Source organism: Mesonia aquimarina, assembly GCF_003667275.1.
Lineage (GTDB): Bacteria > Bacteroidota > Bacteroidia > Flavobacteriales > Flavobacteriaceae > Mesonia > Mesonia aquimarina.
Map to the genome: position 1 here is coordinate 60,569 of NZ_RCNV01000002.1, position 25,809 is coordinate 86,377.

Consider the following 25,809-nt stretch of genomic DNA (forward strand, 5'->3'; position numbering starts at 1 on the left):
TTAATTATCACAAACCATCTAACACCTCTACTATAGCTTTATAAACTTCTGCTAACTCTTCCTGCTTAATTACATAAGGGGGTACAATATAAATTGTTCTTCCTAAAGGTCTTAAATAGACTCCTTTACTTAAAAAAGTATTAAAAATTTTATTCCTAGCTTTTCCATAACGCTGCAAATCTACCGCCAGATCTAATGCAAAAATCACCCCCATCGTTCTTGTCGCATTAACTTTTGGATGTAGCTTTATTTGCTCTTCAAAAGCGAGATTAGCTTCAGTTATTTTTTTTATTCCCTGTTGAATTTTTTCAGAATTCAATAATTCTATTCCCGCAAGTGCCGCTGCACAAGATAAAGGATTTGCCGTATACGTATGTCCATGGAACAATCCTTTTGCTAGATCATCATCATAAAAAGCATCAAATATTTTTTGTGAACAAGAAGTGGCTCCCATAGGCAACAAACCAGCAGTTAAGGCTTTAGACATACAAACCACATCGGGTTGTACCGATAAATAATCTGATGCGAATTTTTTTCCGGTTTTTCCAAAACCTGTCATCACCTCATCGGCTACCAAAATAATATCGCGGGTTTTACAAAAAGCCAAAATTTCCTGTAATCCGTTTTTATCGTGTATTTTCATCGCAGCAGCACCTTGTACTAAAGGCTCATAAATAAACCCGGCAAGGGGCGTTTCTTTATGAATTGATTTTATTTGCTCTAATATTTCTCCGGTATTTTTTCCGTTGGGCACCGGGATTCGTTTTACCGACAAAAAATGATCTTCAAAAGCGCCATGATAAACCGATAGATTAGAAACTGACATGGCGCCAAAGGTATCGCCGTGAAAGCCCTCTTCAAAAGCTAACATAGTTTTTCGCTCATGATTTTGGTTGTGATGGTACTGAAGTGCCATTTTTATACCAACTTCAGTAGCAGTTGATCCATTATCATTAAAGAAAATTTTCTGCTGCTCAGAAGGTAAAATACCAATCAATGCTTCCGCTAAATCTACGGCAGGTTGATGTGTAAACCCTGTAAAAACAACCTGATCTAATTGTTGCATTTGCCGATTAACTTTGTCAAGAATATAATCGTTACAATGTCCGTAAATCGACGTATACCAAGAACTAATAGCGTCTATGTATACGTTATTATCTTCATCGGTAATATAAACGCCTTTGGTCTTTTTTACGGCTAAAATTTCTTGCTGAACTTTATGTTGTGTTAACGGATGCCAGATATATTGCTGGTCGCGTTCTGTTATATTCATTATAAGGATTTTAATTTTTTCTGAAATAAATTTGCGTATTCTTTAACCACATTTTCATCAAAATAAGGTTCTTCTTCTATTCTTCCGATAATAGGAACACCGGTCATTTTTTTGATGATATTCTCGGTTGAAGGATTTTCTTCTCCACTGAAAATAATTCCGCTACAGCTTAAATTCCTCGCTTTTAAAGTTTCAATACTTAACAAGGTGTGATTTATACTGCCTAAATAATGGCGAGAAACAAGCACCACTTTATCGCTAGGCTGGATTAAATCGATAATTGTTTCGGTATTATTAATCGGCACCAACAGACCTCCGGCTCCTTCTAACACCAAATCATTTTCAGTTTTTGGTCTTTTGATGCTGTTTGCTTTAATTTTTATTTTATCTATTTCTGCTGCCGCATGCGGACTCATGGGTGTTTTTAAAGCAAATGCGTTGGGGTGAAAAACACTCTTTTTATTCAAAATTAGCTTTTTCACTTTATCGGTATCGCCAAAATCTAAATCGCCTGCCTGTATGGGTTTAAAATAATCGGCTTCTAAAGCCTCGGTAATTATGGCAGAAACAAGCGTTTTTCCTACTTCAGTTCCAATTCCTGAAACAACTATGGTTTTCATGAGATATTAAATTTTTGATTGCAATTTTCGCAGCGATATTTATAGGATACGTATAATGGCAAAACAACTACAAAGAGACAAATTATAAACGAAAAAAAAGATCGAAAGTCTGTAATACTTGTATAATAGCGGACTTTTTCGCTCTTGCATTTAGGGCATTCTATCGCATTTTTTTCGTCATCTAAAGAAAATTCAGAAATGCTTTGCAATACTTCTTCAGCAACTTTTTTGTCTTGCTTCCAAACTTTTAATTTTACGCCTCCAATAGCATTGCTTACTAACGGATCAGTATCAATAGTATATTGATCTGTTAAAAAAGCTTCAATTCCTTCTGACTCTATACGACCTTTTATAATCTGTGCTTCAGCAGAATACTGAAAGCGTGCAAGCGTAATCATTTTATCATTCATACAAACTGTTTTAACAGAGATAATGCTTCTTCCATTTCTTCCTTTGCGGTAAAACTATGCAAACAAAAACGCAATCGCTCTTTATCTTTAGCGACGGTTGGCGCTAAAATAGCTTTTACCCAAAAGCCTTTTTCGGCTAATAAAGCTGAAATTTCTTTTACTCTTGTAATACCAGAAAACACACAAGATTGAATAGCAGAATCACTTTCTATAAAATATTTTTCTAAATCCAATTCTTGCTGAAGTTTTTTAAAAACTATAATATTTTGCTGAAGTTTTTTTGGCGAATCACTCGTTTCTAATTCTTGATAAGCCGCATAAATAGTAGCTAATGAATGTGGTGGTAAAGCAGTGGTATAAATAAAACTACGGGCATAATTTGTTAAAAAATGACGTAATTTTTGATCTCCTAAAATAGCTGCGCCATGAGCGCCAATAGCTTTTCCGAAGGTTATTATTCTAGCAAAGATTTTGTCTTCTAACTGCAATTGCTGAATTAACCCGCTGCCTTGTTCTCCAAAAACCCCAACAGCGTGCGCCTCGTCTACAATTAAAAAACAATTGTACTCTTCACAAATTGCAGCTAATTTTTTTAAATCTGGTGAATCGCCATCCATTGAAAAAACACTTTCAGTAACCACAAAAATGTTTTCGATTTTACCTTTTAGCTTTGTTATTTTTTCAACTAAATCGATGAAATTATTATGCTGAAATTTTTGACTTTTTGCTAGGCTTAACCGAATTCCGTCTCGAATAGAAGCGTGCGAAAGTTCATCAAATAAAATAAGATCGTTGCGCTGTGGAACGGAAGACAGCAAACCAAGATTAGCATCGTAACCGGAATTAAACAACAAACAACTTTCTGACTGATGAAATTTGGCAAGCTGATTTTCTACAGTATTGTAAAGTGAATAATTCCCGGAAATTAAACGAGAACCTGTAGCACCGTTTTTTAGCAAGTAATTATTTTCTAAAATAGTTGAGGCTTGTTTAAAAATACTTGCAGAACGTGCAAAGCCTAAATAATCATTAGAAGAAAAATCGATTTGTTGATCAGGAAAATCATTCAAGTTTCTAAACGAATTGTTTCGTTTTCTCTCGTCAATTTTTTTTAGGATTCCTGATGGGTAATTTTGCACAAAGGATTAAAAATTTAGATTAATTTTCTGAAGACTTTTCTTCGGTTTTTTCTGTCTTTTTTTTCTTGTCTTTTTCTTCATCTTCTAAGCCGCTTGTCAACACGTGCGAATTCTCCTTATACTTCCCCTCCAATTCATCTAAGACAGAATTTTTCCACATTCCAACACCTAAAAAATAAGATGCTCTACCAATTAAATGAGCTCCTACCGGTGCAGTTAAGATTATAAACAAAATAATTGCCAAAACACGAGAAGTAACCGAAAGATCATCAAAATAAATAGCAGCACTAGCTAAAATTAGTCCAACACCTAGCGTAACTGCTTTTGTGGTTACCGAAATTCTTAGGTATGTATCTGGCATTCTTACAAAACCAATAGCAGCCAATAAAATAAAAATGGCGCCAAAAGTAGATAATATAATTATCGCGATATCACTCATCTTTTTCCTTTTTTTCTTTTCCTTTTGCTTTTGTTCGCTTTTCTAAATAATAAGAAAATGCTACCGTACTCAAAAAAGCAATCAAGCCCAAAATCATAGCTATATCTAAAAAGGTAGATTGATCGTAAACAATACTATACATCGCAATTAAAGTAATACCTATGGTGATGAGCAAATCTAGCGCCACCACTCTATCGGCAATACTCGGACCAATGACAAAGCGATAAAAAACCAATAAAACCGAAAGGGCTAAAATGGGCAATATGATATAATATAAATATTCTTCTATGGTCATCTTAAAATTTCAAGCAATTTTCGTTCAAATCCGTTTTTTATATCTTTTATAAACTCTTCTTTATCGGTAACATACATTGCGTGAACATACAATACTTTTCGATCTTCAGAAACATCTAAACTTAAGGTTCCCGGAGTTAGCGTAATTAAATTGGCAAGCAAACTAATTTCTAAATTTGTTTCTGCCTCTAGCGGTACTTTAACAATTCCCGGCGTCATATAGAACTTTTTTGTTACCACATCAAAAGCTACTTGCAGATTTGCCTTAATTAATTCAAAAAGAAAAAAGAAGATGAATGCAATTAATTTAGGTATTATTTTAAAATATTTTGCATCGCCGCGTGTTATTACAAAAAGAATAATAAAGCTTAGCACAAAACCGAACACGTAATTAGCGAATTGAAAATCTCCGGTAATGGCTACCCAAATAAATGTAAGCAATATGTTTGATAAAAATCTATTTTTCATCGTCTTAACTTTTTGGCATTACCGCTTTAATGTATTCTCCGTGGTTTAGTAATTCTCCTGCAATTCTGCTAGATATTTGCTGAATATGTTCTGCTCCAAACCCGATGTACAAAGATACTAAAGTAAGAAACACAACCGGAGCGATAAATTGCACCTTTCTTAAGTTTGTCATATCTTCAAAATACAAAAAATGTTCGCGTTTTGGTAGTTTTACAGGGTTTTTCCAAAACACTTCACTCCAAACTCGCGCAATAACGATTAAGGTTAACAAACTAGCAAAAATAATACCGCCAATAACTATATAATTATTAGTATCTAAACCGGCTAAAATCAAAGATATTTTTGGCCAAAATCCAGAAAGTGGCGGTATTCCTATTAGCGAGAAAAAAGGAATAGCGATCAGTAAACTTAATTTTGGATATTTTTCATATAAACCGCCTAAGCTTTTTATATTAATTGTCCCTTTAATACGGTAAATAACACCGCTAATCATAAAGAGGTTTGTTTTTACTATAATATCGTGAATCAAATAAAAGATCGCTCCGGCAATAGCAGCTTCGGTAAACATTCCTAACCCAGCAATCATAAACCCGATGTGGCAAATGATAAGGTATGAAAACACTTTACGCACATTTTTCTGAACCAGCGCCCCAATAGCACCGCTAAATAAAGTAAGCACCGCAATAATTAGAAGAATATCATCTAATAAAATATCGTCTAAAAAAATTAAGGTGAAAATTCTAATAAGCGCATAGACACCGACTTTGGTTAATAAACCACCAAAAATAGCCGAAACTGCCGAAGGTGGCGTATGATAAGACGCAGGCAACCAAAAATATAAGGGGAAAACAGCCGATTTAATTCCGAAACCTATTAAAAATAGAATCGCAGCAACTTCTACCAATCCTCTGTTTTCTAGTTTAGGAACAATCACCGCTAAATCTGCCATATTTAACGAGCCTGTTAAACCGTACATTACGGCAATAGCGGTTAAGAAAATTATAGAAGCTAAAATATTTAAGGTAAAATATTTTACGGCGCCTTCAATTTGTGGTTTTTCTCCTCCTAAAGTAATTAATACAAAAGAGCTGATAATAATAATTTCAAACCAAACATATAAGTTAAAAATATCGCCGGTTAAAAAAGCACCGATTAATCCCAAGAGTAAAAAATGAAAGATAGGAAAATACCCAAAGCGTAGTCGCGCAGGAATTACCGAAGCCGAGGAATAGCTAGAAACGGCCAAACCAGAAATAGAGGTTAATAAAACTAAAGTTGCTGCAAGCGTGTCGGCAACAAAAGTAATACCAAAAGGAGCATCCCAGCTTGCTGCTTGAACAGTCTGCGTTCCATTTGTCCAAACGTGGAAAAATAACCAGCCAGAAAGCGCCACACCCACGAGGCTACCGCAAATACTAATGATGCGCTGAAGATCTATTCTGCGCCAAACAAACATAAGTATTATACTTAGCAAAAGCTGAAATAATAATGGATAGGTAACTACTTGTTGCATCATACTTCTTCGTCGGTTGCATTCATTTTATCTATATCATCAGTATTTACCACTTTATAGGCTCTTTTTACCAAAATAATAGCAAAAGATTGGAGTCCGAAACTGATAACAATAGCGGTTAATATAAGCGCCTGCGGAACAGGATCTGCATAAATTTCTGAAAACATTTTAGCATCTTCAGGTATAATTGGCGGATGCCCTTTTGTAATTCTTCCCAAAAGGAAAATCAGCAAATTTGCTCCGTTACTAATAATTATTAAACCGATAATTAATTTTACTAAACTTCTTCGTAAAATCATATACAGTCCTGCTGCATATAAAACCCCGGTCATTATTGCAAGTAATAATTCCATAATTAAGCTGACTCTGAGATTGTAAAGATTATCGTTAAAGTTACTCCTTGCACTACCAAATACACGCCAATATCAAAAAATAAAGCAGTACCGATAGAACCAATAACAGGTAAAGGATGATGTAACCAAAGTCCGGTCATAAACGGTTCATCAAAACCAACTACCGGCAACAAACCACTTAAAAATGAAAGCGCCAAACCGGCCGGCATTAAATAACCCGGATGAAATTTTAATAGTTTTTTAGTGTCCTTTAATCCGTTGGCAAAAGCATGCAACACAAAAGCGATTGAAGCTATTAAACCACCTACAAAACCACCGCCCGGTAAATAATGACCACGCAGCAGAATGAATATTGAAAATAGTAACAATATTGGAAGTAAATAATTTGATGCCGTACGTAATATTATTGTTTTCATCTTCTTTCTACTTTATCGTTGGCCTCGTTCTGTTGATTTCAATCGTAATTTTAATAAACCAAAAACTCCAATTGCGGCAATAGCCAATACAGATATTTCTACCATGGTATCTGCTCCTCTAAAATCAACTAAAATTACGTTGACTACATTTTTCCCGTGTGCTTCAATGTAAGAATTCTTCGCATAAAACTCACTTATTTCCTCATTAACCGGTTGTGCTAAAACCTCTAGTGCCAAAATAGAAATTAAACCACCAAAGGCGATTGATAAAATTCCATCTCTAATTCTATTTTTATAGTCTGACAAAGACAAGTATTTTGGAAGTCTATACAACACCAAAACAAATAGTATGACCGTTAAGGTATCAATAGCAAACTGTGTCATTGCTAAATCCGGCGCGCTATAAAATACAAATAATAAACAAATAGAATAACCCATAACTCCCATTGCAGCTACAGCGGCTAATCTTGATTTTGTAAACACGGTAAAAATTATAGCAAAAAACATGATGCCTACAACAATACCTTCATAAATAGTTAATTTAGAAAAAGAGGCATAATCAATTTTATAAGTGGTGTTTTGCAATAAAACCCAGGAAACCAATGCTACTAAAAAAACGATGATGGTAGAAACATAATTTCTTAAATAACCATTTTGAAATGTGTTTGTCCAGAGACTTGAAAATCTTTCAAACACATTATTAAATTGTTCTAAGATATTTTTTGGGGAAATTACTTCTAACGAATTGATGAAGTTTTCTAGTTTCTTTGACGGTTTCAATAAAAAATACATAGCCACTCCAGAACCAATGGTAAGCGCACTTAAGGCTAAAATTGGTGTAAAGCCATGCCAAAATTTTAAATGAATTTCCTCGGTAGGTAAATTTAAGGAAGAAACAATTGGTTTTATTAAAGCCCCCTCAATTAACCCCGGAAATAAACCGAATAAAATTCCAAGCGAAGCCAATAAAACGGGTGGAAACCAAATAAAGAAATCAGGATATTTTGTTTCCTTAAATTCTTCCGGTAATTTTCCGAAGAAGGGCTTAATTCCCGCAACATAACCCGCATAAGAAATAAATACGTTTGTGATTAAAGCCAAAGCGGTAAGCAATACGACTGAATTCTCAAAATGCAGCGTTCCTTCATAAATTAAATCTTTTCCGATAAAACCAATACTTGACGGAATTCCCGCATTAGAAAGTGCCGCTAAAACACCGGCAATCGCAACAGGAAGCATCACTCTTCGTAACCCGCGAAGTTGGGTAACATCTCTGGTTTTTGTTCCTAAATCTATGGCTCCGGTAATTAAAAATAAAGTTGCTTTATAAAGTGCATGAACCAAAATAAAAACTGCTGCGGCTAAAAGAGAGGCTTCGGTTCCTAAACCGATTAAGAAAACTAAAATCCCTAATGCTGAAATAGTTGAATAGGCTAAAATCCCTTTTAAATCGGTTCTAAAAATCGTGTGCACTGCGGAATAAAGCATGGTAATTCCGCCGACAATTATAAGTGAAGTATTCCAAAAAGCCTCTCCACCTAAAACCGGTGTTAATCTTAATAATAAATAAATTCCCGCTTTTACCATTGTTGCCGAATGCAAATAGGTAGAAACCGGAGTTGGTGCTTTCATCGCGCCGGGTAACCAAAAGTGAAAAGGAAACTGTGCCGATTTGGTAAAGGCTGCGCCAAAAATTAAAGCAACTGCTAAAATATAATATTCGCTTCCGGTGATGACGGAAGGATCTTGCATCATTTCTGCAATAGAATAAGTTCCCGAAATACTTCCTAACACAATTGCTCCCGCAAGTAAAAGAAGTCCGCCAATGCCGGTAATTCCCAAAGCAGTTAAGGCTGATTTTCGAGAAGCTTCATTTGTATTATTAAATCCAATTAAGAAAAAAGAACTAATACTGGTTAATTCCCAAAAAACGAATAAAGAAATTACATTATCAGACAACACTAATCCCAGCATTGCTGCCATAAACGCGCTTAAATATCCGTAAAAGCGGTCGAGAAATTTATGTGTTTTTAAGTAGGCAGAAGTATAAGCAAAAACCAAGAAGCCAATTCCGGTAATCATCAGCGAAAAAAGCAATGAAAGTCCGTCTAAGGTAAAACTTAGATTTACACCAAAAGAAGGAATCCACTCGTAGTTTCTGACAATGGTTTTTCCTTGAGAAATTTCACCAATAAATTGAGCAAAATAAATGAATAAGCCAAGTGGCAAAAGACTTGGCAAGAGTGAAAATTTCCCTTTTACAAAACGCCCCAAAAATATAAGGAGAACAGAAAAGGAAAAACCCGTTAATATTGCTGTTAGCATATTTTTAAATCTGAATTACAAATATAAAAGTATTATTTGAAGTGGCTCAGGTTCTACCAATTATCGCACTTAGGTTTAACAACTTCATAACATTATTGTATTATTCAACTTTCTTTAAAAAATTATTGTTATTCGATAATTTTAAATACATTTGTTATTGAAAAACGATAATTTAAAAACATGCGAGTATTACAAATTCTTAAAACCCTAATCAATTTTTTGTTTATTATATATACATTGGTATATATTTCAATGATTTTTCTCTGTATATATTTTTTATGCTTTGAACATGAGATTCCTTCATTTTTAAATATAAAAATAAACAACCTCAGAATTAGCCATACCAGCGAAATTACTGAAACAGGTAAAGCAATATCTTTTTTTATCACTTATTTTATAGTCTTAAGCTTAACCTTAGGTAGTTTATTTTTTCTTCGGAAATTTGTACACGACATTAAACCAAGAAATATTTTTACCAAAAAACAAACACATTATCTAAAACGAATTGGACAATGTATTGTCGGGGCAACTTTAGCAAAGTTTATATTTACTATTTTATGGAGGTTATATTTTAATATAACAAATGGAGACTTAAGTGCAGAAGTTTATGCTGAATTAGGTTTTGGTGCTACCGATCTTTTTGGAAATGAATTCTTCATCATTTGCATTGGCTTATTTTTCCTGTTTCTTGCAAAATTATTTAGCATCGCTCAACGTCAAAAAGAAGAAAACGAATTAACTATTTAAGATGAAATATATCCTCAAAACTTTAATCGATTTCATGTTCTATTTATTGGGATTAGGAATTTTGTGTATCGCCTTTTTATTCATAATAGGATTGTATAACTTAGATTTTAAATATCTTTTTATGATTAGCGCTCCTGCAGAAAAAATCACAGCAGCTGTAATCATAATCGGTATTTTAAATTGTATCATTTCAATACTATTTTTCTTTGGTGTGGGCTATCTACGCGAAGCTGTAAAAGCGTTTATGGAGAAGAAAATATTTCAATTAAAAACGGTTTTATATTTTAAGCGTTCAGGAATTTATTTATCCAGCTGTGCAACTTTAGGTTTTATTTCTCGTTCGTTAGCTATTATTTATTTGAGAGTTGATAATAATGGATCTGGTTTTGGTTTAGGATATTCCAGTTTACTTATTTTTATGCTGATTTGCGGCTTATGTTTTATTTTAATTAGTCATGTATTAAAAGAATCGGTTGCTCTGAAAGAAGAAAACGATTTAACAATTTAAAAAATGAGCATCTATATCAACCTCGATAAAGTATTGGAAGATCGCGACATGAAATCTCATGAATTAGCTGAAAAAATAGGAATAACGCGTGCCAACCTTTCTATTTTAAAAACCGGAAAAGCCAAAGCCGTTCGCTTTTCTACCCTAGAAGCCATCTGCGAAGTTTTAGATTGCCAACCCGGCGATATTTTAGAATATAAAGCCGACTAACACAATAAATTTTCAATTTTTACTATAGCTATATATGAAGCAATTATTTTCGGTTATTTTTTTGAGCTTAGTATTTTTTTGCAACGCACAAAAAGACAGCACCACCGGTCCTCATTATAAAAAATACCTCAATAAATTATCGGTAGATGCATTTACACTTAGTCGTTCTAACGAATTTGAAATTTATAATGAAACCAAAGATAAACGCTTAGCCTTAATTCCTAATCGAAAAACTACCTTAGGTTTTTCGGCTAATTATGACATTTTAGCTTTTGGTTTTAGTTTTGCGCCGCGCTTTTTTACTGAAAATAAAAACAACAAAGAATCTACGCTCTATTCTTTTTCAACGGCTATCACACCAGGACAGTGGATTCATAAACTTGATGTTTTTTACCAAAAAGGAATGACATTTTACCCTGAAGAGGCGGATAAAATATATATTCCTGATTTAAAAAGCTTTAAAATTGGTGGCAAAACATCGTATAATTTTAATGAAAATTTTTCGTGGCGTGCCCGAAATTTTGGTAACGAACGACAATTAAAAAATGCCGGTAGTTTTATTCCCTCACTTTTTTACAATTACACCTCACTTCAGGATATTGAAGAAGTTCCGTACAGCACCAAGTCAAAATTTATAAATATTGCCATAGCTCCGGCTTATTATTACAACTGGGTAATTAACGATCATTTTTTAGTTTCCGGCGGACTTTCGGTCGGACTGGGAATGACGCAAACCATTGCCAGTGGAAACAACGTTACTAGTTTACTCACCACCAGCAGTCTGGACATTTCATTAGGCTATCATTCCGATAATTTTTTTGGCGGTATAATTTCGCGCGGAACCATTCAGAAGCGTCCCAACAGCGCCAATGTAATTGCAAACGACACCACACGTTACTTTTCATTTATTGTAGGTTATCGATTTAATGCACCCAAAGCTTTAAAGAATTTTGTCGGTAATTTAAAAGAGAAGTTGTAAGAGTTTAAAAATTTGATTTGTATTTTGACAATTAAAAGAAAGTATACAAATATTATTTCAATGAGAAAAAACCACTATCCATTTATAGTTTTTTTGAGTTTATTTTTAATGTTCATAACAAGCTCTTGCAGCCAAACTGTAAAAAAAGGAGAAAGTAAGCTTATAGTAGAGCAGAATGGCAAAGACTATAATTTTAAAATAGAAGAATCCGGTTTAAAATTAAATCCTGAAAATGAAATACAATGCTCCAATTATTACAGCTACAAAAGCAATACTGAAACAGGTTTTCAGATAAATGCCGGAAAACTAAAAAGAGTTATTTCAGCATTAACCGATATTGATGAAATTAATATCAGCATCGAAGCTGATACTACTTACGGAAAATTCTTTAATATAGATTATAATGGAAAAATTACATCAGAAAGTAATGAGTTTATTTTAAATAAACTATTGGAGTATTACAAGTTAGAAATGATTCCTACTGAGAAAAAAGTAGATGTATTTATGCTAGGTATTATCGAGCCAAATAAACTTAACCCTATTCATAACGACAAATCTATACCAATAAAGTCAACTCTTAACCGTATTGAAAATCAATTCATTTTTAAGAATTTACCGTTAAATGTTCTTGCAAAACAACTTCAAAATTTTTATAACCAACGTTTTGAATATATTGATTCAAATGATAAAACGTATAATTTAAAAATAGAAATGAAAAATGATTTAAATAAAACAGTAAGTTTTCTAGAAAAAGAATACGGAATTAGCATTTCTAAAAAGGAAATAGAAACTACTATTTACAGAGTCGTAAAGAAAGATTGAAAAATTATCTTAAGCTAAAAAAAAGCGCATTCTTAAAAAAGAATGCGCTTTTTAATATTATTTGTCAGAAAAATTAATCTGCTAAAATAACCGCTTTATTATTTTTCATTTCGAGAACCCCACCTTTTATATGTAAATGGTATTTATTATCAGCTTGTTTTACAAACTGATCCTCAACCGCTTCTTCAACAGTAAACGTTCCTTCAATTTTAACATCGCCTTCTTCTAATACAGAAACAATAGGCTCGTGATTATTCAGCATCTGAAATTCTCCTTCTACACCCGGAACAGTCACTGAAACTACCTCAGCGCTTAATAATACTTTTTCCGGAGTTACAATTTCTAAATACATAAGATTTTTTTTGCGTGGTTGTAGCTATTATGATTCTGCTAACATTTTCTCTCCTGCTTCAATAGCATCTTCGATACTACCTTTCAAGTTAAATGCTGCTTCAGGAAGATGATCTAATTCACCATCCATAATCATATTAAATCCTTTGATAGTCTCTTTAATATCTACCAACACACCTTTAAGACCCGTAAACTGCTCTGCTACGTGGAAAGGCTGTGATAAGAAACGTTGAACACGTCTAGCTCTACCAACCGCTAATTTATCTTCTTCAGATAATTCTTCCATACCAAGAATAGCAATAATATCTTGCAATTCTTTATAACGTTGTAATAACTCTTTTACACGCTGTGCACAGTTATAATGAGCTTCTCCTAAAATATCTGCCGTTAAAATTCTTGATGAAGATTCTAATGGATCTACTGCTGGATAAATACCAAGCTCAGCAATTTTACGAGATAATACAGTTGTTGCATCTAAGTGGGCAAAAGTTGTTGCCGGCGCCGGATCCGTTAAATCATCTGCCGGTACGTAAACCGCCTGTACAGATGTAATCGATCCTTTTTTAGTTGATGTAATACGCTCCTGCATCGCCCCCATTTCAGTTGCTAAGGTTGGTTGGTAACCTACCGCAGATGGCATACGTCCTAAAAGTGCTGACACCTCTGAACCTGCTTGCGTAAAACGGAAAATGTTATCGACGAAGAAAAGTACATCTTTTCCTTGTCCATCTCCTGCTCCATCACGGAAGTATTCTGCAATTGTTAATCCAGAAAGCGCTACACGAGCACGTGCTCCCGGTGGCTCATTCATCTGTCCGAATACGAAAGTTGCTTTCGATTCTTTCATCGCGTTTTTATCTACTTTTTGTAGATCCCATCCACCTTCTTCCATGGTATGCATAAAGTCGTCTCCGTATTTAATAATACCAGACTCAAGCATTTCTCTTAAAAGGTCATTTCCTTCACGTGTACGTTCTCCAACTCCAGCAAATACTGAAAGTCCACCGTGACCTTTTGCAATATTATTAATTAACTCTTGAATAAGTACGGTTTTACCAACACCAGCACCCCCGAAAAGTCCAATTTTACCACCTTTTGCGTACGGCTCAATCAAGTCAATTACCTTAATACCGGTAAATAAAACTTCTGTAGAAACCGAAAGGTCTTCAAATTTTGGAGCTTCACGGTGAATAGACATTCCGTCTTTTCCGGTTTTTGGTAATTCTCCCATACCATCAATAGCGTCTCCAGTTACATTGAAAAGACGTCCGTAAACATCATCTCCAATTGGCATTTGAATTGGGTTTCCTGTTGCAACCACTTCAGTTCCGCGACTTAATCCATCGGCAGAATCCATAGCAATGGTTCGCACAGTGTTTTCACCAATATGCGTTTGAACCTCAAGAACTAATTTTGACCCGTCTTTCTTTGTAATTTCTAAGGAATCGTAAATCTTTGGTAATTCAGCGTTCTCTGTGTTAAACTCAACGTCAACAACAGGACCGATAATTTGAGCAACTTTACCTGTAACTTTAGACATTATCTAATTCTTTAATTTATAGTTTGTAATGCGGAAAAATGTCTTTGCTTTTTCCGGCTGCAAAGATAGCTAATTTTTATGATATCTTACACCTGTATTTTCGAAAATTAATTTCTTCCTAAAAAAATTATTCTACCGTTACCGATTTCGCTAAGTTCCTAGGCTGATCTACATTTTTACCTAGCATTACCGCAATATGATACGAAAGTAATTGTAAAGGTATTGTTGTTAAGAGCGGCGTAAAGGCTTCAATTGAATCTGGAATTTCAATTACATAATCTGCTAATTCTCGTACATTTTCATCTCCTTCTGTCACAATACCGATAATTTTTCCTTTACGTGATTTTATTTCTTGGATATTACTGACTACTTTTTCGTAATGCCCTTTTTTGGTAGCAATCACAACTACCGGCATCATTTCATCAATTAAAGCAATTGGTCCGTGTTTCATTTCGGCAGCCGGGTAGCCTTCTGCGTGAATGTATGAAATCTCTTTCAACTTTAGCGCACCTTCTAAAGCTACTGGAAAATTAAAGCCTCTTCCTAAGTATAAAAAGTTGGCTGATTCTTTATATTTTTCAGCTACAACTTGAATGTGCTCATTAGATTCTAAAGCTTTAGTAATTTTATCAGGAATCATTTCTAATTCGCGCAAGTAATAATGGAAATCAGTATTATTAATTGTTCCTTTTGCTTTTGCTAATTTTAAAGCAATTAAACTCAAGACGGTTATTTGTGTGGTAAATGCCTTTGTAGAGGCTACACCAATTTCGGGTCCGGCGTGGGTATATGCTCCGGCGTGAGTTTCTCTAGAAATAGAAGAACCAACCACATTACAAACACCAAAAACAAAAGCTCCTTTTTCTTTTGCCAATTTAATTGCAGCCATCGTATCAGCAGTTTCTCCAGATTGAGAAATTGCGATTAATACATCGTCTTGATCTATTACAGGGTTTCTATATCTAAATTCTGAAGCATATTCTACCTCAACAGGAATCCGTGCTAAATCTTCAAAAATATATTCGGCTACTAAACCTGCGTGCCAAGAAGTTCCACAAGCCACGATAACAATGCGCTTAGCATTTAAGAATTTTTCCAAATTATCATCCACACCAGCCATTTTAATGATACCTTTATCTACAAGCATTCTACCACGGTAGGTATCGGTAATTGCCTTTGGCTGTTCGTAAATTTCTTTTAGCATAAAATGATCAAAACCATTTTTTTCAATTTGTTCCAAATTCAATTGTAGCTTTTGAACATACGGAGCTACTTCGGTATCATTTTGAATTTTTCTAAGCTTTATATCTTTTCCTCTCCTAACAACAGCCATTTCTCCATCTTCCAAATAAATAGCGTCGTTTGTGTATTCTATAAAGGGAGAAGCATCAGAGGCAATAAAAAACTCATCGTCTCCCACACCGATTGCCAATGGACTTCCTAAACGAGCCACTACAATTTCGTCTGGTTTACTTTTATCAAAAACCGCAATCGCGTAAGCTCCTATTGTTTGGTTTAAGGCGATTTGTACAGCCTTACCTAATTTTACATCTTCTTGCTTTTTCACGTCCTCAATTAAATTAACCAACACTTCAGTATCAGTATCTGACGTAAAAGTATAGCCTCGCTGAATAAGTTCTTTTTTTAAGGTTCCGTAATTTTCAATAATTCCATTATGAATTATAACAAGATTTCCTGAATTGGAATAATGTGGATGGGAATTAACATCGTTTGGAACCCCGTGTGTTGCCCAACGTGTATGCCCTATTCCAATAGTTCCATCGGTGCTAATTTCTTGCTCCAAACGGTTTTTTAAATCCTTGACCTTACCTTTGGTTTTGCTGATTTTTAAATCCTTGCCATCATAAAGTGCAATTCCTGCACTATCATATCCTCTATACTCTAAACGCTGCAATCCTTTTAAAACGATAGGATAAGCATCTCTTTTTCCTATATAACCAACAATTCCACACATAATTATTCTGCTTGTGTATAAAAAATATTCAACTTTAATTTTTTTGTATCCGTAGGAGCATTTACTCCATGTAAAACAGTTCCCTCTTGAGAAATTGATGCTGATGATGGCGCTATATCTATTTCCTCTTCCTCTGCTACCTCTACAGCTATTTGACTTACAACATTTACATTTTGAGTAACATAAACTCCTAAACGCGTGTTAGTTGAGTCGTTATTAATAATATTATGAATATAATCTGTAATTCTCAATTTGTAAAAACGATTGCCGTTTTCGTCTGTCGAAAGCGGACCTAAGTGATTAAAGCGAGAAGTGCTCCCATTATCTGTAGCTGATATGTCATTTGCGTAATCTGCCAAAATACTACCATTATTAACATCATAGATAAATATTCTTTCAGGCTCATGATCTCCTTCCGGCACCTCAGACTCGTTTACATAAAAGCTTAGGTTTGCTTCATTTACCAACCAATTTGAATCTCTAATAGAATCTAATTGTTGTGTATCCTTAAAGATATCTATAATTGCCAATGAACCCTGACCTCCTTTTAGGTATAAGTTATCTTGTGAAGGAATCTCTTCATATTCACTTTCATAAACATTTACAATATTAGGTCCAAAGGTTAGTCTAAACTCATTATTATTTTCTATTTCTTCTCCATCTATATCTTGAATAGTAGATCTGTAATATAAAGTTATGTTAGCACGGTTTTCTATTTGGTCCGGCTCTGAGGATGGATTTAAATTAAGTAACATTCCTATCCCTTCTTGAATACTAGGATCTACTTTAAAATAAAGCCCTCTAAAATAGTTTCTAAAATTATCTTGACTTAAAAGCACAGATGTCCCTTCTTTATCAATAATTTTATCTTGAAAAAAGTCTACCGGCAAAGCCAGTCTTAATTTTGGATTAGTTCTAATGGTATCAAGTCCACCATCATCGTTTGGCTCGTAAGTAATAATTTCATTAGCTGAAGGTGTAAAATTATCAACTTCTAAAATTGGGGTGCTTTCTATATTTTGCTCAAATTGTTCTTGTTGATCTGAATAATATACCTGAGGCTCATAGTTATTATTAGGATCTGTACTTCTCAGAAAATAATTAGACTCATGGATTGAAAAATTAATAGGACCGCTCCCAAAAATAGAATCTAAAACATAAGTACTTCCATTGGAAGATTGCTCTGTAATACTACTGTAATAAGGAAAGGTTAAAATTACGCTATCTAAAACGGTGTTATCACCAAAATCAGGATCCGTAGACTCCAACCTAACTTGCGTTAAAATATTCGCATTTGTTTTTCCGTAAACCGGGTCATTAAAAACACCCAGGTTATGGCCTGTTAACGCACTTGTTTGAATTCGTTCAATTTTACGATTATAGGCATCAATTTCTACCTCATCAAACAACAAGGCGTCAAAATTATTATTTCCTACAATATTACTTCCTACTTCACTAAAATCATCCTCACAAGAAGTGAAAGAGATTAATGCAATAAAAATTAATGCAAAAAATCTCATTACTTTTTTTATATTCATTCTAATCATTTTCTGTTTCATTCAACACATCCTTCAGATAAAACTCCTGGTAGGCTTGTGCAAATTCTTCTTTCGATTTAAAATCTAAAACCGGTTTATCTATAGCTTCCATATACTCATCTAGAGAGCTTGGAATTTCTGCACTTCCTTTTATAACAGCATCAGAGTTATCTATTGCTGTTTTCATTAGGTTTTCGTAATTCGGTGCTTTTTCCAGGTGAGCTACATTTTCATCAGATAAGCCATCAAAAAGCACTTTTTTGTACATATCTTCAGCTAAATCAGCTTCAAAACCTTTGTCATAAACCGAAGTAACTATTTTCGACTTATTGAACAACGGTTCATTTCCATAATAATTGCGTAAATACAATGGCAATAATGAAGCCAACCAACCATGTACATGAATAATATCTGGCGACCAGTTTAATTTTTTTACCGTTTCGATAACGCCTTTTGCAAAAAAGATAGCACGTTCATCATTATCTTCAAATAGATTTCCATCTTCATCCGTAAAAGTTGCTTTACGCTTAAAGTAATCTTCGTTATCTATAAAATAAACCTGCATGCGCTCTTTTGGAATAGAAGCAACTTTAATGATAAGCGGCATATCAAGATCATTAATCACCAAATTCATTCCAGACAATCTAATTACTTCGTGTAATTGATGTCTTCTTTCATTGATATTTCCAAACCGAGGCATAAAAATACGTATCTGTCCGCCTTGACTATTCACCATTCTTGGTGCTTCAAAAGACATTGATGATATTTCTGTTTCCGGGAGGTATGGGATTACCTCTGAAGATACGTACAAAATGCGCTTATCTTTCATAAAATTTTTACTCTTTGTATTACTATTAACGATAAAAAACAGGCAAAATTACAAAATTTTATGCAGTCTGCCAGTAATATATTAGTTTTGCACGACTTAAATTTGAAACGAGTGCAAGTATTTTATAAGAAAAAGGAACTGATTTCCTTTGTTAATGCGCAAAAAGAAGCGGCTAAAATCATTGGTTTTGTACCCACCATGGGAGCGCTTCATGAAGGACATTTATCATTAATTGCCGAAGCAGAAAAAACTTGCAATTTAGTTGTAGTGAGTATTTTTGTAAATCCGACACAATTTAACAATGCTTCTGATTTAAAAAAATATCCACGAACACTAGAAAATGATCTTAACCTTTTAGAAAAGCAATTTGATAATTGTATTATTTTTGCTCCTTCTGAAAATGAAATTTACGAAGATGATCTACGTGCCGAACATTTTGACTTTGGTGCATTAGCCAAGCAAATGGAAGGGAAATACAGAGACGGACATTTTGACGGTGTTGGCACTATTTTAAAGCGTTTATTTTCTATCATCCAACCCGATAAAGCTTTTTTTGGCGAGAAAGATTATCAGCAATTTTGCATCGTAAAAAAACTGGTTAAAATTACCGGTCAACCGGTAGAAATAATTGGCTGCCCAATTCACAGAGAAGCTAACGGACTTGCTAGGAGTTCTAGAAATAAACAACTTAGCGAAAAAGAAAGAGAAGAAGCCGGTCTTATTTTTGAAACACTAAAACAAGTGCAAGAAAAATTTGGCACAGAATCTGCTTCAAGTATAAGAAATTGGGTTGAAGAAAAATTTGAAGCAAATAATACGTTAGATCTGGAGTATTTTGAAATTGCCGATGCAGATTCATTGGAGCCCATTGAAGAAAAAAATAATAAAAAAAAATACCGTGCATTTATTGCCACTTATGCCAATAATGTAAGGTTAATAGATAATATCGCACTAAATTAAAAACGTTTTATAACTTACCCTTATGCAAATTCATGTTGTAAAGTCTAAAATCCATCGTGTTAAAGTTACTGGAGCCGATTTAAACTATATTGGCAGCATTACCATAGACGAAGACTTAATGGAGGCAGCCAATATTATTGAAGGTGAAAAAATTCAGATTGTAAATAATAATAATGGCGAAAGATTAGAAACTTACGTTATTCCCGGTCCTAGAAATAGTGGTGAAATTACACTTAACGGAGCCGCGGCAAGAAAAGTTGCCAAAGGAGATATTCTTATTTTAATCACTTATGCAATGATGAGTGTAGAAGAAGCAAAGGCTTTTAAACCTTCGCTTGTTTTTCCTAACGATGAAAATTTATTAGCTTAGCAAATCTTGCAAAAAAAGAAACGCATAAAACTATTAAAAATAATACTCCCACTCGCTTTAGGAGTTTTTTTAATCTTTTATTCTGTACAAAGTGCAAGTCCAGAAGAACGGCAAGCTTTATTCAATAATATTTTAGATGCAGATCCTTTTTGGATTTTTCTATCCTTAGCTTGCGGAATTTTATCGCACCTTTCTAGAGCTTATCGGTGGAAATTTCTGTTAGAACCTTTAGGTTATAAACTAGGTTTTGCTAATAGCTTTATGGCTGTAATGGCAGCTTACTTAGCCAATTTAGGCATTCCCCGATCCGGTGAAGTTTTACGAGGCGCCAGCATTGCCACTTATGAAAATATTCCTTTTGAAAAAAGCTTCGGCACCATCATTTCAGAGCGTGTTGCAGATCTTGTAATGCTATTACTTATTTTAGGAATTACTCTTATTTTTCAAGCAGAAACTATTCTGCCTTATTTTCAAAAGCACAATATCAATCCGTTTTTTACGCTTATTTTACTTTTTATCCTTGTTGTTTTAGGCGTTTTTTTTATTAAAATTTTACAACGTTCCACACATCCTTTTTTAGTGAGAATAAAAAATTTCGCCAAAGGAATTTTAGAAGGAATGAACAGCATTCTGCATATGAAGAAGAACAAACCGTTTATTTTTCATACTATTTTTATTTGGCTAATGTATATTTTAATGTTTTATCTCGCAAAATTTTCGGTTACAGGAACAGCTTCGTTAGAAATTGGTGCTGTTTTAGTAGCTTTTGTGGTAGGCTCATTTGCTATTTCTATAACCAATGGCGGTATTGGCATTTATCCTATTGCAATTGGTGCCGTTTTATTGCTTTTCGGAATTCCAAAAGAAGATGGCGAAGCTTTCGGTTGGGTGGTCTGGGGAACACAAACACTCTTAAACCTTGTAATTGGCGGTTTATCGATGTTTTTTCTTCCTATTCTAAATCAAAAAAAGTGATTTTTTTTGTTATCTTTCCATTCCTAAAATTCCAAACCATGAAAAAGTATATCGTATTCATGTTACTGTTTTATTCAGTGACGTTAATAGCGCAAATTGAATATAAAGTTGTCCAATCGGAAACACTTCAAGATAGTCGAGAGATAAAAATTCAACTTCCGAGAAATTACAACAGCAATCCCGAAAAATCTTATCCTGTTTTTTTTGTACTCGATGGCGATTATTTATTTGAACCGGTTGCAGGAAATGTAGATTATTACAGTTACTGGGAAGACATGCCAGAATCTATTGTAGTCGGTATTAATCAATCAGGAAAAAGAAGAAAAGACTCCGAGTACGATAAAGAAACATATTTACCCACCAAACAAGGAGCAGAATTTTTTGAATTTATTGGCGGCGAACTACTTCCATTGATTGATAAAAATTACAGAACAGCAAAATTCGCCATCATTGTTGGACACGACCTCACGGCAAGTTTTATGAATTACTATCTTTTAAAAGAGAATCCGCTCTTTAAAGGTTATATTAATTTAAGTCCAGATTACGCGCCAGATTTAAAAAACAGAGTAGCTAATGCATTAAGTAAAAGTGAGTCTAAAATATGGTATTATTTAGCTACCGCAACCGATGATATTAAAGCCCTGAAAGACGATAATATTGCAATGAATAAATTATTAGAAAGTATTGAAAATGATAAATTCTATTATTATTTTAATAATTTTGAAGATGCGACACATTATTCACTTGCAGGAAGAGGAATTCCGCAAGCCATAGAAAGTATTTTTTCAATTTATCGCCCTATTAATCAAAAAGAGTTTGAAGAAAATGTAATTCCTACCAAAGGTACTTTTTACGAATATTTACTCGATAAATATACCACGATTGAAGAACTTTACGGATTAGATATAACAGTACGCGTAAACGATTTTATGTATATTTCTGATGCTATTGAAGATAACGAAAAATGGGAGCAATATAAAGATCTAGGAAAACTTGCTAATGATGAGCATCCTAATAAAATGTTGGGCAGTTATTTTTTAGCTCGCCATTACGAAGAAACCGGTGATACAAGAAAAGCTATGAAAGCCTATCAATCTGCTTTTGCCTTAGAAGAAGCCGCTTACCTTACCAAAGATATGATGCTAAAAAAAGTAGAACAAATTAAACAAGACTTCGGTTACTAATTTATGGCTAAAACAAAAACTACTTTTTATTGTCAAAACTGTGGTGCCCAACACTCCAAATGGCAAGGGCAATGTTCTTCTTGTAAACAATGGAACACCTTAGTTGAAGAAGTTATTCAAAAAAAAGACACGAAAGACTGGAAGACCGAAAAATCACCAGTAAAAAGAACACCAAAGCCAACTTTAATTAATGATATCCAATACGAACAAGAAACACGTTTAAACACCAATAATAATGAGCTTAATCGTGTTTTAGGCGGAGGTCTTGTTCCAGGTTCTTTAACCTTACTTGGCGGAGAACCCGGTATTGGTAAAAGTACCTTATTGTTGCAAATTTCTCTTCACCTAAATTATAAAACCTTGTACGTTTCAGGCGAAGAAAGTCAGCAACAAATTAAAATGAGGGCAGAACGTATTAATCCAACTCCTGCCAATTGTTATATTCTAACCGAAACAAAAACACAACAAATATTTCGGCAGATTGAAAAATTAGAGCCAGAGATTGTCATTATCGATTCTATACAAACTCTTCATAGCGATTTTATTGAAAGTGCTCCCGGAAGTATCTCGCAAATCAGAGAATGTACTTCAGAGTTAATAAAATTTGCTAAAGAAACTCACGTGCCGGTTTTATTAATTGGCCACATTACCAAAGAAGGAAGTATCGCCGGACCCAAAATTTTAGAGCATATGGTCGATACGGTTTTACAATTTGAAGGCGACCGAAATCATGTGTATCGAATTTTACGTGCTCATAAAAATCGTTTTGGCTCTACACACGAATTAGGAATTTACGAAATGCAAGGCGAAGGTTTGCGCGAAGTTACCAATCCTTCAGAAATATTAATTTCCAAAAATGATCAAGACCTCAGTGGTACTGCTATTGCTTCAACCTTAGAAGGAATGCGACCGTTAATGATCGAAATTCAAGCCTTGGTAAGTACCGCGGTTTACGGAACCCCACAACGTTCCACAACCGGTTATAATGCCAAACGACTAAATATGATTTTAGCAGTCCTAGAAAAAAGGGCAGGTTTTCGATTAGGTGCTAAAGACGTTTTCTTAAATATTACCGGAGGAATTTCCGTAGATGACCCCGCTATAGATTTAGCCGTTGTTGCCGCCATACTTTCTTCTAATGAAGATATTGCAGTAGAACGTGATATTTGTTTTGCAGCAGAAGTAGGTTTAGCCGGAGAAATTAGACCTGTACCGAAAGCTGAACAGCGCATTTTAGAAGCCGAAAAATTAGGCTTTGCTACAATTTTAGTTTCTAAACAAACCAAACTTCCTCAGAAAAAATTCAACATTACCATTCAAAAAGCATCACGAATTGAAGAAGTAGTAGAATATTTATTCGGTTAAATTGGCATAGTTCGTGAATTAATTTCTTTTGATGAAAAAGAAAAATAATTTATGCTATTTGCTATTCTTCAGCATTATTGTAATAAGCTGTTCAAAACTGAATTCTGTTACCGATGCGATTACAAAGCCAAACGCTAGAAAAATTTATAGCCGAGAATTTAACGACCGACAACCGGTTTTTGATAGATGGGAAGAAGATTTTGAAAAGGCAAAACACGATAGTCTTCAAGTAAATTTACCTTATGCTGAAAAAGGAACTTTTTTTCCGCATCTAGCACAAGTTTACAGCTATTCAATTAACCTTCAAGAAGGAACAGTTTTTACTGCTGAAATTGAAAAAGATTCTAGCAATCAACGCATTTTTATTGATTTATTTGAAAAAAGAGATTCAACTTTCATTCCTGTAAAAAACAACGAAATCTCCCAAAATAAATTAAGTTTTACTCCGAATAAAGACGGAAACTATAAAATCATTATTCAACCAGAAATTGGTGCTCATTCTAATTTTTTCATCTCTTTGTTTACAAAGCCGACTTATTATTTTCCGGTAGCAGGTAAAGGAAATTCTGCTATTCAAAGTTTTTGGGGAAATACTAGAGATGGAGGTAAAAGAAGTCATGAAGGAATAGATATTTTTGCTAAAAGAGGAACACCGGTTGTTGCGGCAACTAAGGGAAGAATCAGCCGAACAGGAAACCGCGGTCTTGGCGGAAAACAGGTTTGGCTTCGCGAAGGTTTATTTGGAAATTCTTTATATTACGCCCATTTAGATAGCATAATTGCAAAATCTGGAGCTAAAGTTAATGTAGGAGATACGCTAGGCTTGGTTGGAAACACCGGAAATGCAAAAACTACTCCGCCACATTTACATTTTGGAATTTATAAAGGAGGCGCTATAAACCCCTTACCTTTTGTCTATAAAAGTAAAAAACTTCGCAAAGAAGATTTTCCTGTCAATTTCACTAATGAATTTTTATCAGTAAAAACAGAAAAAGCTAATTTAAGGCAAGGTCCAGGTACATCATTTAATAAAATTGGAGAGCTTACTGCAAAAGACACTTTACAATTATTAGGCGAACATAAAAATTGGCTGCACGTAAAAGCCACAAAAAACCAACAAGCTTTTATTCATCAAAGTCTGGTCAAAGCTTTGTAATATTAGTTTCAAAATAATTTGTAAATCCCTACGAAGTTATAAAAAACTTGCAGGGATTTTTTAATTGAATAAATACTACCTGTCTTCCAACAAACGTGAAAGCTCATCATATTTTGGTGTTAAAATAACTTCTATTCTTCTATTTTTTGCTTTTCCTTCAGCTGTATCGTTACTTGCAACAGGCGCATATTCTCCTCTTCCGGCAGCGGTTAGGCTTTTAGGATTTATGCTTTTATTTTCTTCTAAAATATGAACTATAGCCGTAGCTCGCTTCATAGAAAGGTCCCAATTGTCTTTTAAAGCCCCGTTTCCGCCGTAAGGTACATTATCAGTATGCCCTTCAATCAAAACGTTAATATCAGGATTCTCTGCTAATACCGCACCTAATTGTTTTACAGCTTGTCTTCCTTGCGTGCCGACAGCCCAACTTCCTGAGCTGAATAATAACTTATTCTCCATAGAAACGTACACTTTTCCGTTGCGTTGTTCTACGGTTAAACCTTTCCCTTCAAAATTGGTAAGTGCGGCTGAAACACTGTTTTTTAAAGCATTCATTTTTGCATCTTTTGCCGCTATTAAATTTTCTAAATCATCTATTCTTCTAGATCTTTCTGCCAAACTTCTTTGCAATTCTTCTAGTCGGCTTTTTTCTGTATTTAATGCTTTTTGCTTCTCTTCTAATTCAGTTAACAACTCACGATTTCTTTTTGAATTTTCTGCTAATGCAGAAGAACTATTTTCTTCTAAGGCATCATAAGATTTTTGTAAATTTTCAAGGCTTTTTTGCAATCGCTCCATTTCTCTTTGCTGCTCTTTTTTGGCTTGAACATTATTATCGTACTCTTCTAGTAGCCGACTATATTCACTTGAAGTAGCCTCGCTTTTTTCTTTACAGTCTCTCATGTTTTTAGAAAGCTTCTCATGAGTTGCTTGCAAATCTTTATATTCTTGCTCTAAATCATTAAACTTTTTTGCAGGAACACAAGAGGTTAACAAGCTTGCTGATATAATTGAACTTAATATTATTTTTTTTATCATTATTTCTTATTT

Annotated in this window: 28 protein-coding genes; 11 read left to right on the plus strand and 17 right to left on the minus strand. The window is 34.1% G+C overall.

Annotated elements, in window-relative coordinates:
• Window positions 1-7 precede the first annotated feature (7 nt).
• Genes bioA through D9R05_RS03720 form a run of 11 tightly spaced genes read right to left on the minus strand, consistent with a single transcriptional unit; the run spans window position 8 to window position 9,250 of the window.
• Window positions 8-1,273 (minus strand): adenosylmethionine--8-amino-7-oxononanoate transaminase, encoded by a 1,266-nt coding sequence (bioA, locus tag D9R05_RS03670; protein WP_121665883.1) that lies wholly within the window; start codon window positions 1,271-1,273, stop codon window positions 8-10.
• Window positions 1,273-1,893, minus strand: a complete 621-nt coding sequence (gene bioD / locus D9R05_RS03675; RefSeq protein ID WP_121665884.1) for a dethiobiotin synthase — start codon at window positions 1,891-1,893, stop codon at window positions 1,273-1,275. The genes bioA and bioD overlap by 1 nt, the downstream gene beginning before the upstream one ends.
• Window positions 1,890-2,303 carry a putative signal transducing protein gene (locus D9R05_RS03680; protein ID WP_121665885.1) on the minus strand — a complete coding sequence of 138 codons (414 nt, stop codon included), beginning with the start codon at window positions 2,301-2,303 and terminating at the stop codon, window positions 1,890-1,892. Before D9R05_RS03680 ends, bioD begins: the two co-directional genes overlap by 4 nt.
• Complete coding sequence (locus D9R05_RS03685) at window positions 2,300-3,442, minus strand: aminotransferase class I/II-fold pyridoxal phosphate-dependent enzyme (protein WP_121665886.1); 1,143 nt, start codon at window positions 3,440-3,442, stop codon at window positions 2,300-2,302. Before D9R05_RS03685 ends, D9R05_RS03680 begins: the two co-directional genes overlap by 4 nt.
• Before the next feature lie 19 nt (window positions 3,443-3,461).
• Window positions 3,462-3,881 (minus strand): monovalent cation/H(+) antiporter subunit G, encoded by a 420-nt coding sequence (gene mnhG, locus D9R05_RS03690; protein WP_121665887.1) that lies wholly within the window; start codon window positions 3,879-3,881, stop codon window positions 3,462-3,464.
• Window positions 3,874-4,176, minus strand: a complete 303-nt coding sequence (locus tag D9R05_RS03695) for a cation:proton antiporter (protein ID WP_121665888.1) — start codon at window positions 4,174-4,176, stop codon at window positions 3,874-3,876. Before D9R05_RS03695 ends, mnhG begins: the two co-directional genes overlap by 8 nt.
• Complete coding sequence (locus tag D9R05_RS03700) at window positions 4,173-4,643, minus strand: Na+/H+ antiporter subunit E (protein ID WP_121665889.1); 471 nt, start codon at window positions 4,641-4,643, stop codon at window positions 4,173-4,175. Before D9R05_RS03700 ends, D9R05_RS03695 begins: the two co-directional genes overlap by 4 nt.
• A 4-nt stretch (window positions 4,644-4,647) precedes the next feature.
• Window positions 4,648-6,159, minus strand: a complete 1,512-nt coding sequence (locus D9R05_RS03705; protein WP_121665890.1) for a proton-conducting transporter transmembrane domain-containing protein — start codon at window positions 6,157-6,159, stop codon at window positions 4,648-4,650.
• Entirely contained in the window at window positions 6,156-6,509 is a 354-nt protein-coding gene (locus D9R05_RS03710; protein WP_121665891.1) for a Na+/H+ antiporter subunit C, read from the minus strand. Before D9R05_RS03710 ends, D9R05_RS03705 begins: the two co-directional genes overlap by 4 nt.
• 2 nt (window positions 6,510-6,511) lie before the next feature.
• Window positions 6,512-6,925: a Na+/H+ antiporter subunit B gene (locus D9R05_RS03715; protein WP_121665892.1), complete on the minus strand. Its 414-nt coding sequence runs from the start codon at window positions 6,923-6,925 to the stop codon at window positions 6,512-6,514.
• A 12-nt stretch (window positions 6,926-6,937) separates the two neighbouring features.
• On the minus strand, window positions 6,938-9,250 hold the full coding sequence (locus tag D9R05_RS03720; protein WP_121665893.1) for a putative monovalent cation/H+ antiporter subunit A: 2,313 nt from the start codon (window positions 9,248-9,250) through the stop codon (window positions 6,938-6,940).
• Between the two features lie 252 nt (window positions 9,251-9,502).
• Here D9R05_RS03720 and D9R05_RS03725 point away from each other — a divergent pair, with 252 nt between their 5' ends.
• Genes D9R05_RS03725 through D9R05_RS03745 form a run of 5 tightly spaced genes read left to right on the plus strand, consistent with a single transcriptional unit; the run spans window position 9,503 to window position 12,516 of the window.
• Window positions 9,503-9,997, plus strand: a complete 495-nt coding sequence (locus D9R05_RS03725) for a DUF2975 domain-containing protein (RefSeq protein ID WP_162984888.1) — start codon at window positions 9,503-9,505, stop codon at window positions 9,995-9,997.
• Between the two features lies 1 nt (window position 9,998).
• On the plus strand, window positions 9,999-10,505 hold the full coding sequence (locus D9R05_RS03730; protein WP_121665895.1) for a DUF2975 domain-containing protein: 507 nt from the start codon (window positions 9,999-10,001) through the stop codon (window positions 10,503-10,505).
• A 3-nt stretch (window positions 10,506-10,508) separates the two neighbouring features.
• Complete coding sequence (locus tag D9R05_RS03735) at window positions 10,509-10,715, plus strand: helix-turn-helix domain-containing protein (protein ID WP_121665896.1); 207 nt, start codon at window positions 10,509-10,511, stop codon at window positions 10,713-10,715.
• Window positions 10,716-10,749: 34 nt separating this feature from the next.
• Entirely contained in the window at window positions 10,750-11,694 is a 945-nt protein-coding gene (locus tag D9R05_RS03740) for a DUF4421 family protein (protein ID WP_121665897.1), read from the plus strand.
• A gap of 60 nt (window positions 11,695-11,754) precedes the next feature.
• Window positions 11,755-12,516, plus strand: coding sequence for a FecR domain-containing protein (locus tag D9R05_RS03745; protein WP_121665898.1), 762 nt, complete (start codon window positions 11,755-11,757; stop codon window positions 12,514-12,516).
• A gap of 73 nt (window positions 12,517-12,589) precedes the next feature.
• On the opposite strand, the gene D9R05_RS03750 is transcribed toward D9R05_RS03745, so the two are convergent.
• The 5 genes from D9R05_RS03750 to D9R05_RS03770 all read right to left on the minus strand — a co-directional run bounded on the left by D9R05_RS03750 (window position 12,590) and on the right by D9R05_RS03770 (window position 18,749).
• Window positions 12,590-12,868 (minus strand): F0F1 ATP synthase subunit epsilon, encoded by a 279-nt coding sequence (locus D9R05_RS03750; protein WP_121665899.1) that lies wholly within the window; start codon window positions 12,866-12,868, stop codon window positions 12,590-12,592.
• Window positions 12,869-12,895: 27 nt separating this feature from the next.
• Window positions 12,896-14,407, minus strand: a complete 1,512-nt coding sequence (gene atpD, locus D9R05_RS03755; protein ID WP_121665900.1) for a F0F1 ATP synthase subunit beta — start codon at window positions 14,405-14,407, stop codon at window positions 12,896-12,898.
• A 127-nt stretch (window positions 14,408-14,534) separates the two neighbouring features.
• Window positions 14,535-16,382 (minus strand): glutamine--fructose-6-phosphate transaminase (isomerizing), encoded by a 1,848-nt coding sequence (gene glmS / locus D9R05_RS03760; RefSeq protein WP_121665901.1) that lies wholly within the window; start codon window positions 16,380-16,382, stop codon window positions 14,535-14,537.
• 2 nt (window positions 16,383-16,384) lie between these two features.
• On the minus strand, window positions 16,385-17,920 hold the full coding sequence (locus D9R05_RS03765; protein ID WP_162984889.1) for a DUF4270 domain-containing protein: 1,536 nt from the start codon (window positions 17,918-17,920) through the stop codon (window positions 16,385-16,387).
• 1 nt (window position 17,921) lies between these two features.
• On the minus strand, window positions 17,922-18,749 hold the full coding sequence (locus D9R05_RS03770; protein ID WP_121665903.1) for a glycogen/starch synthase: 828 nt from the start codon (window positions 18,747-18,749) through the stop codon (window positions 17,922-17,924).
• 111 nt (window positions 18,750-18,860) lie between these two features.
• Between D9R05_RS03770 and panC the strand changes: the two genes are divergently transcribed.
• The 6 genes from panC to D9R05_RS03800 are packed head-to-tail and all read left to right on the plus strand — an operon-like array spanning window position 18,861 to window position 24,759.
• Window positions 18,861-19,709: a pantoate--beta-alanine ligase gene (gene panC, locus D9R05_RS03775; RefSeq protein WP_121666207.1), complete on the plus strand. Its 849-nt coding sequence runs from the start codon at window positions 18,861-18,863 to the stop codon at window positions 19,707-19,709.
• Window positions 19,710-19,731: 22 nt separating this feature from the next.
• The gene (gene panD, locus D9R05_RS03780; protein WP_121665904.1) at window positions 19,732-20,079 is read left to right on the plus strand and encodes an aspartate 1-decarboxylase; all 348 of its coding nucleotides are present in this window, start codon (window positions 19,732-19,734) and stop codon (window positions 20,077-20,079) included.
• A 6-nt stretch (window positions 20,080-20,085) separates the two neighbouring features.
• Window positions 20,086-21,054, plus strand: a complete 969-nt coding sequence (locus D9R05_RS03785) for a lysylphosphatidylglycerol synthase transmembrane domain-containing protein (RefSeq protein WP_121665905.1) — start codon at window positions 20,086-20,088, stop codon at window positions 21,052-21,054.
• 38 nt (window positions 21,055-21,092) lie between these two features.
• On the plus strand, window positions 21,093-22,238 hold the full coding sequence (locus D9R05_RS03790) for an alpha/beta hydrolase (RefSeq protein WP_121665906.1): 1,146 nt from the start codon (window positions 21,093-21,095) through the stop codon (window positions 22,236-22,238).
• Between the two features lie 3 nt (window positions 22,239-22,241).
• Window positions 22,242-23,603 (plus strand): DNA repair protein RadA, encoded by a 1,362-nt coding sequence (radA, locus tag D9R05_RS03795; protein ID WP_121665907.1) that lies wholly within the window; start codon window positions 22,242-22,244, stop codon window positions 23,601-23,603.
• Window positions 23,604-23,634: 31 nt separating this feature from the next.
• Window positions 23,635-24,759, plus strand: a complete 1,125-nt coding sequence (locus tag D9R05_RS03800; RefSeq protein ID WP_121665908.1) for a M23 family metallopeptidase — start codon at window positions 23,635-23,637, stop codon at window positions 24,757-24,759.
• A gap of 75 nt (window positions 24,760-24,834) precedes the next feature.
• On the opposite strand, the gene D9R05_RS03805 is transcribed toward D9R05_RS03800, so the two are convergent.
• Entirely contained in the window at window positions 24,835-25,797 is a 963-nt protein-coding gene (locus D9R05_RS03805) for an OmpA/MotB family protein (RefSeq protein WP_121665909.1), read from the minus strand.
• Between the last annotated feature and the right edge of the window lie 12 nt (window positions 25,798-25,809).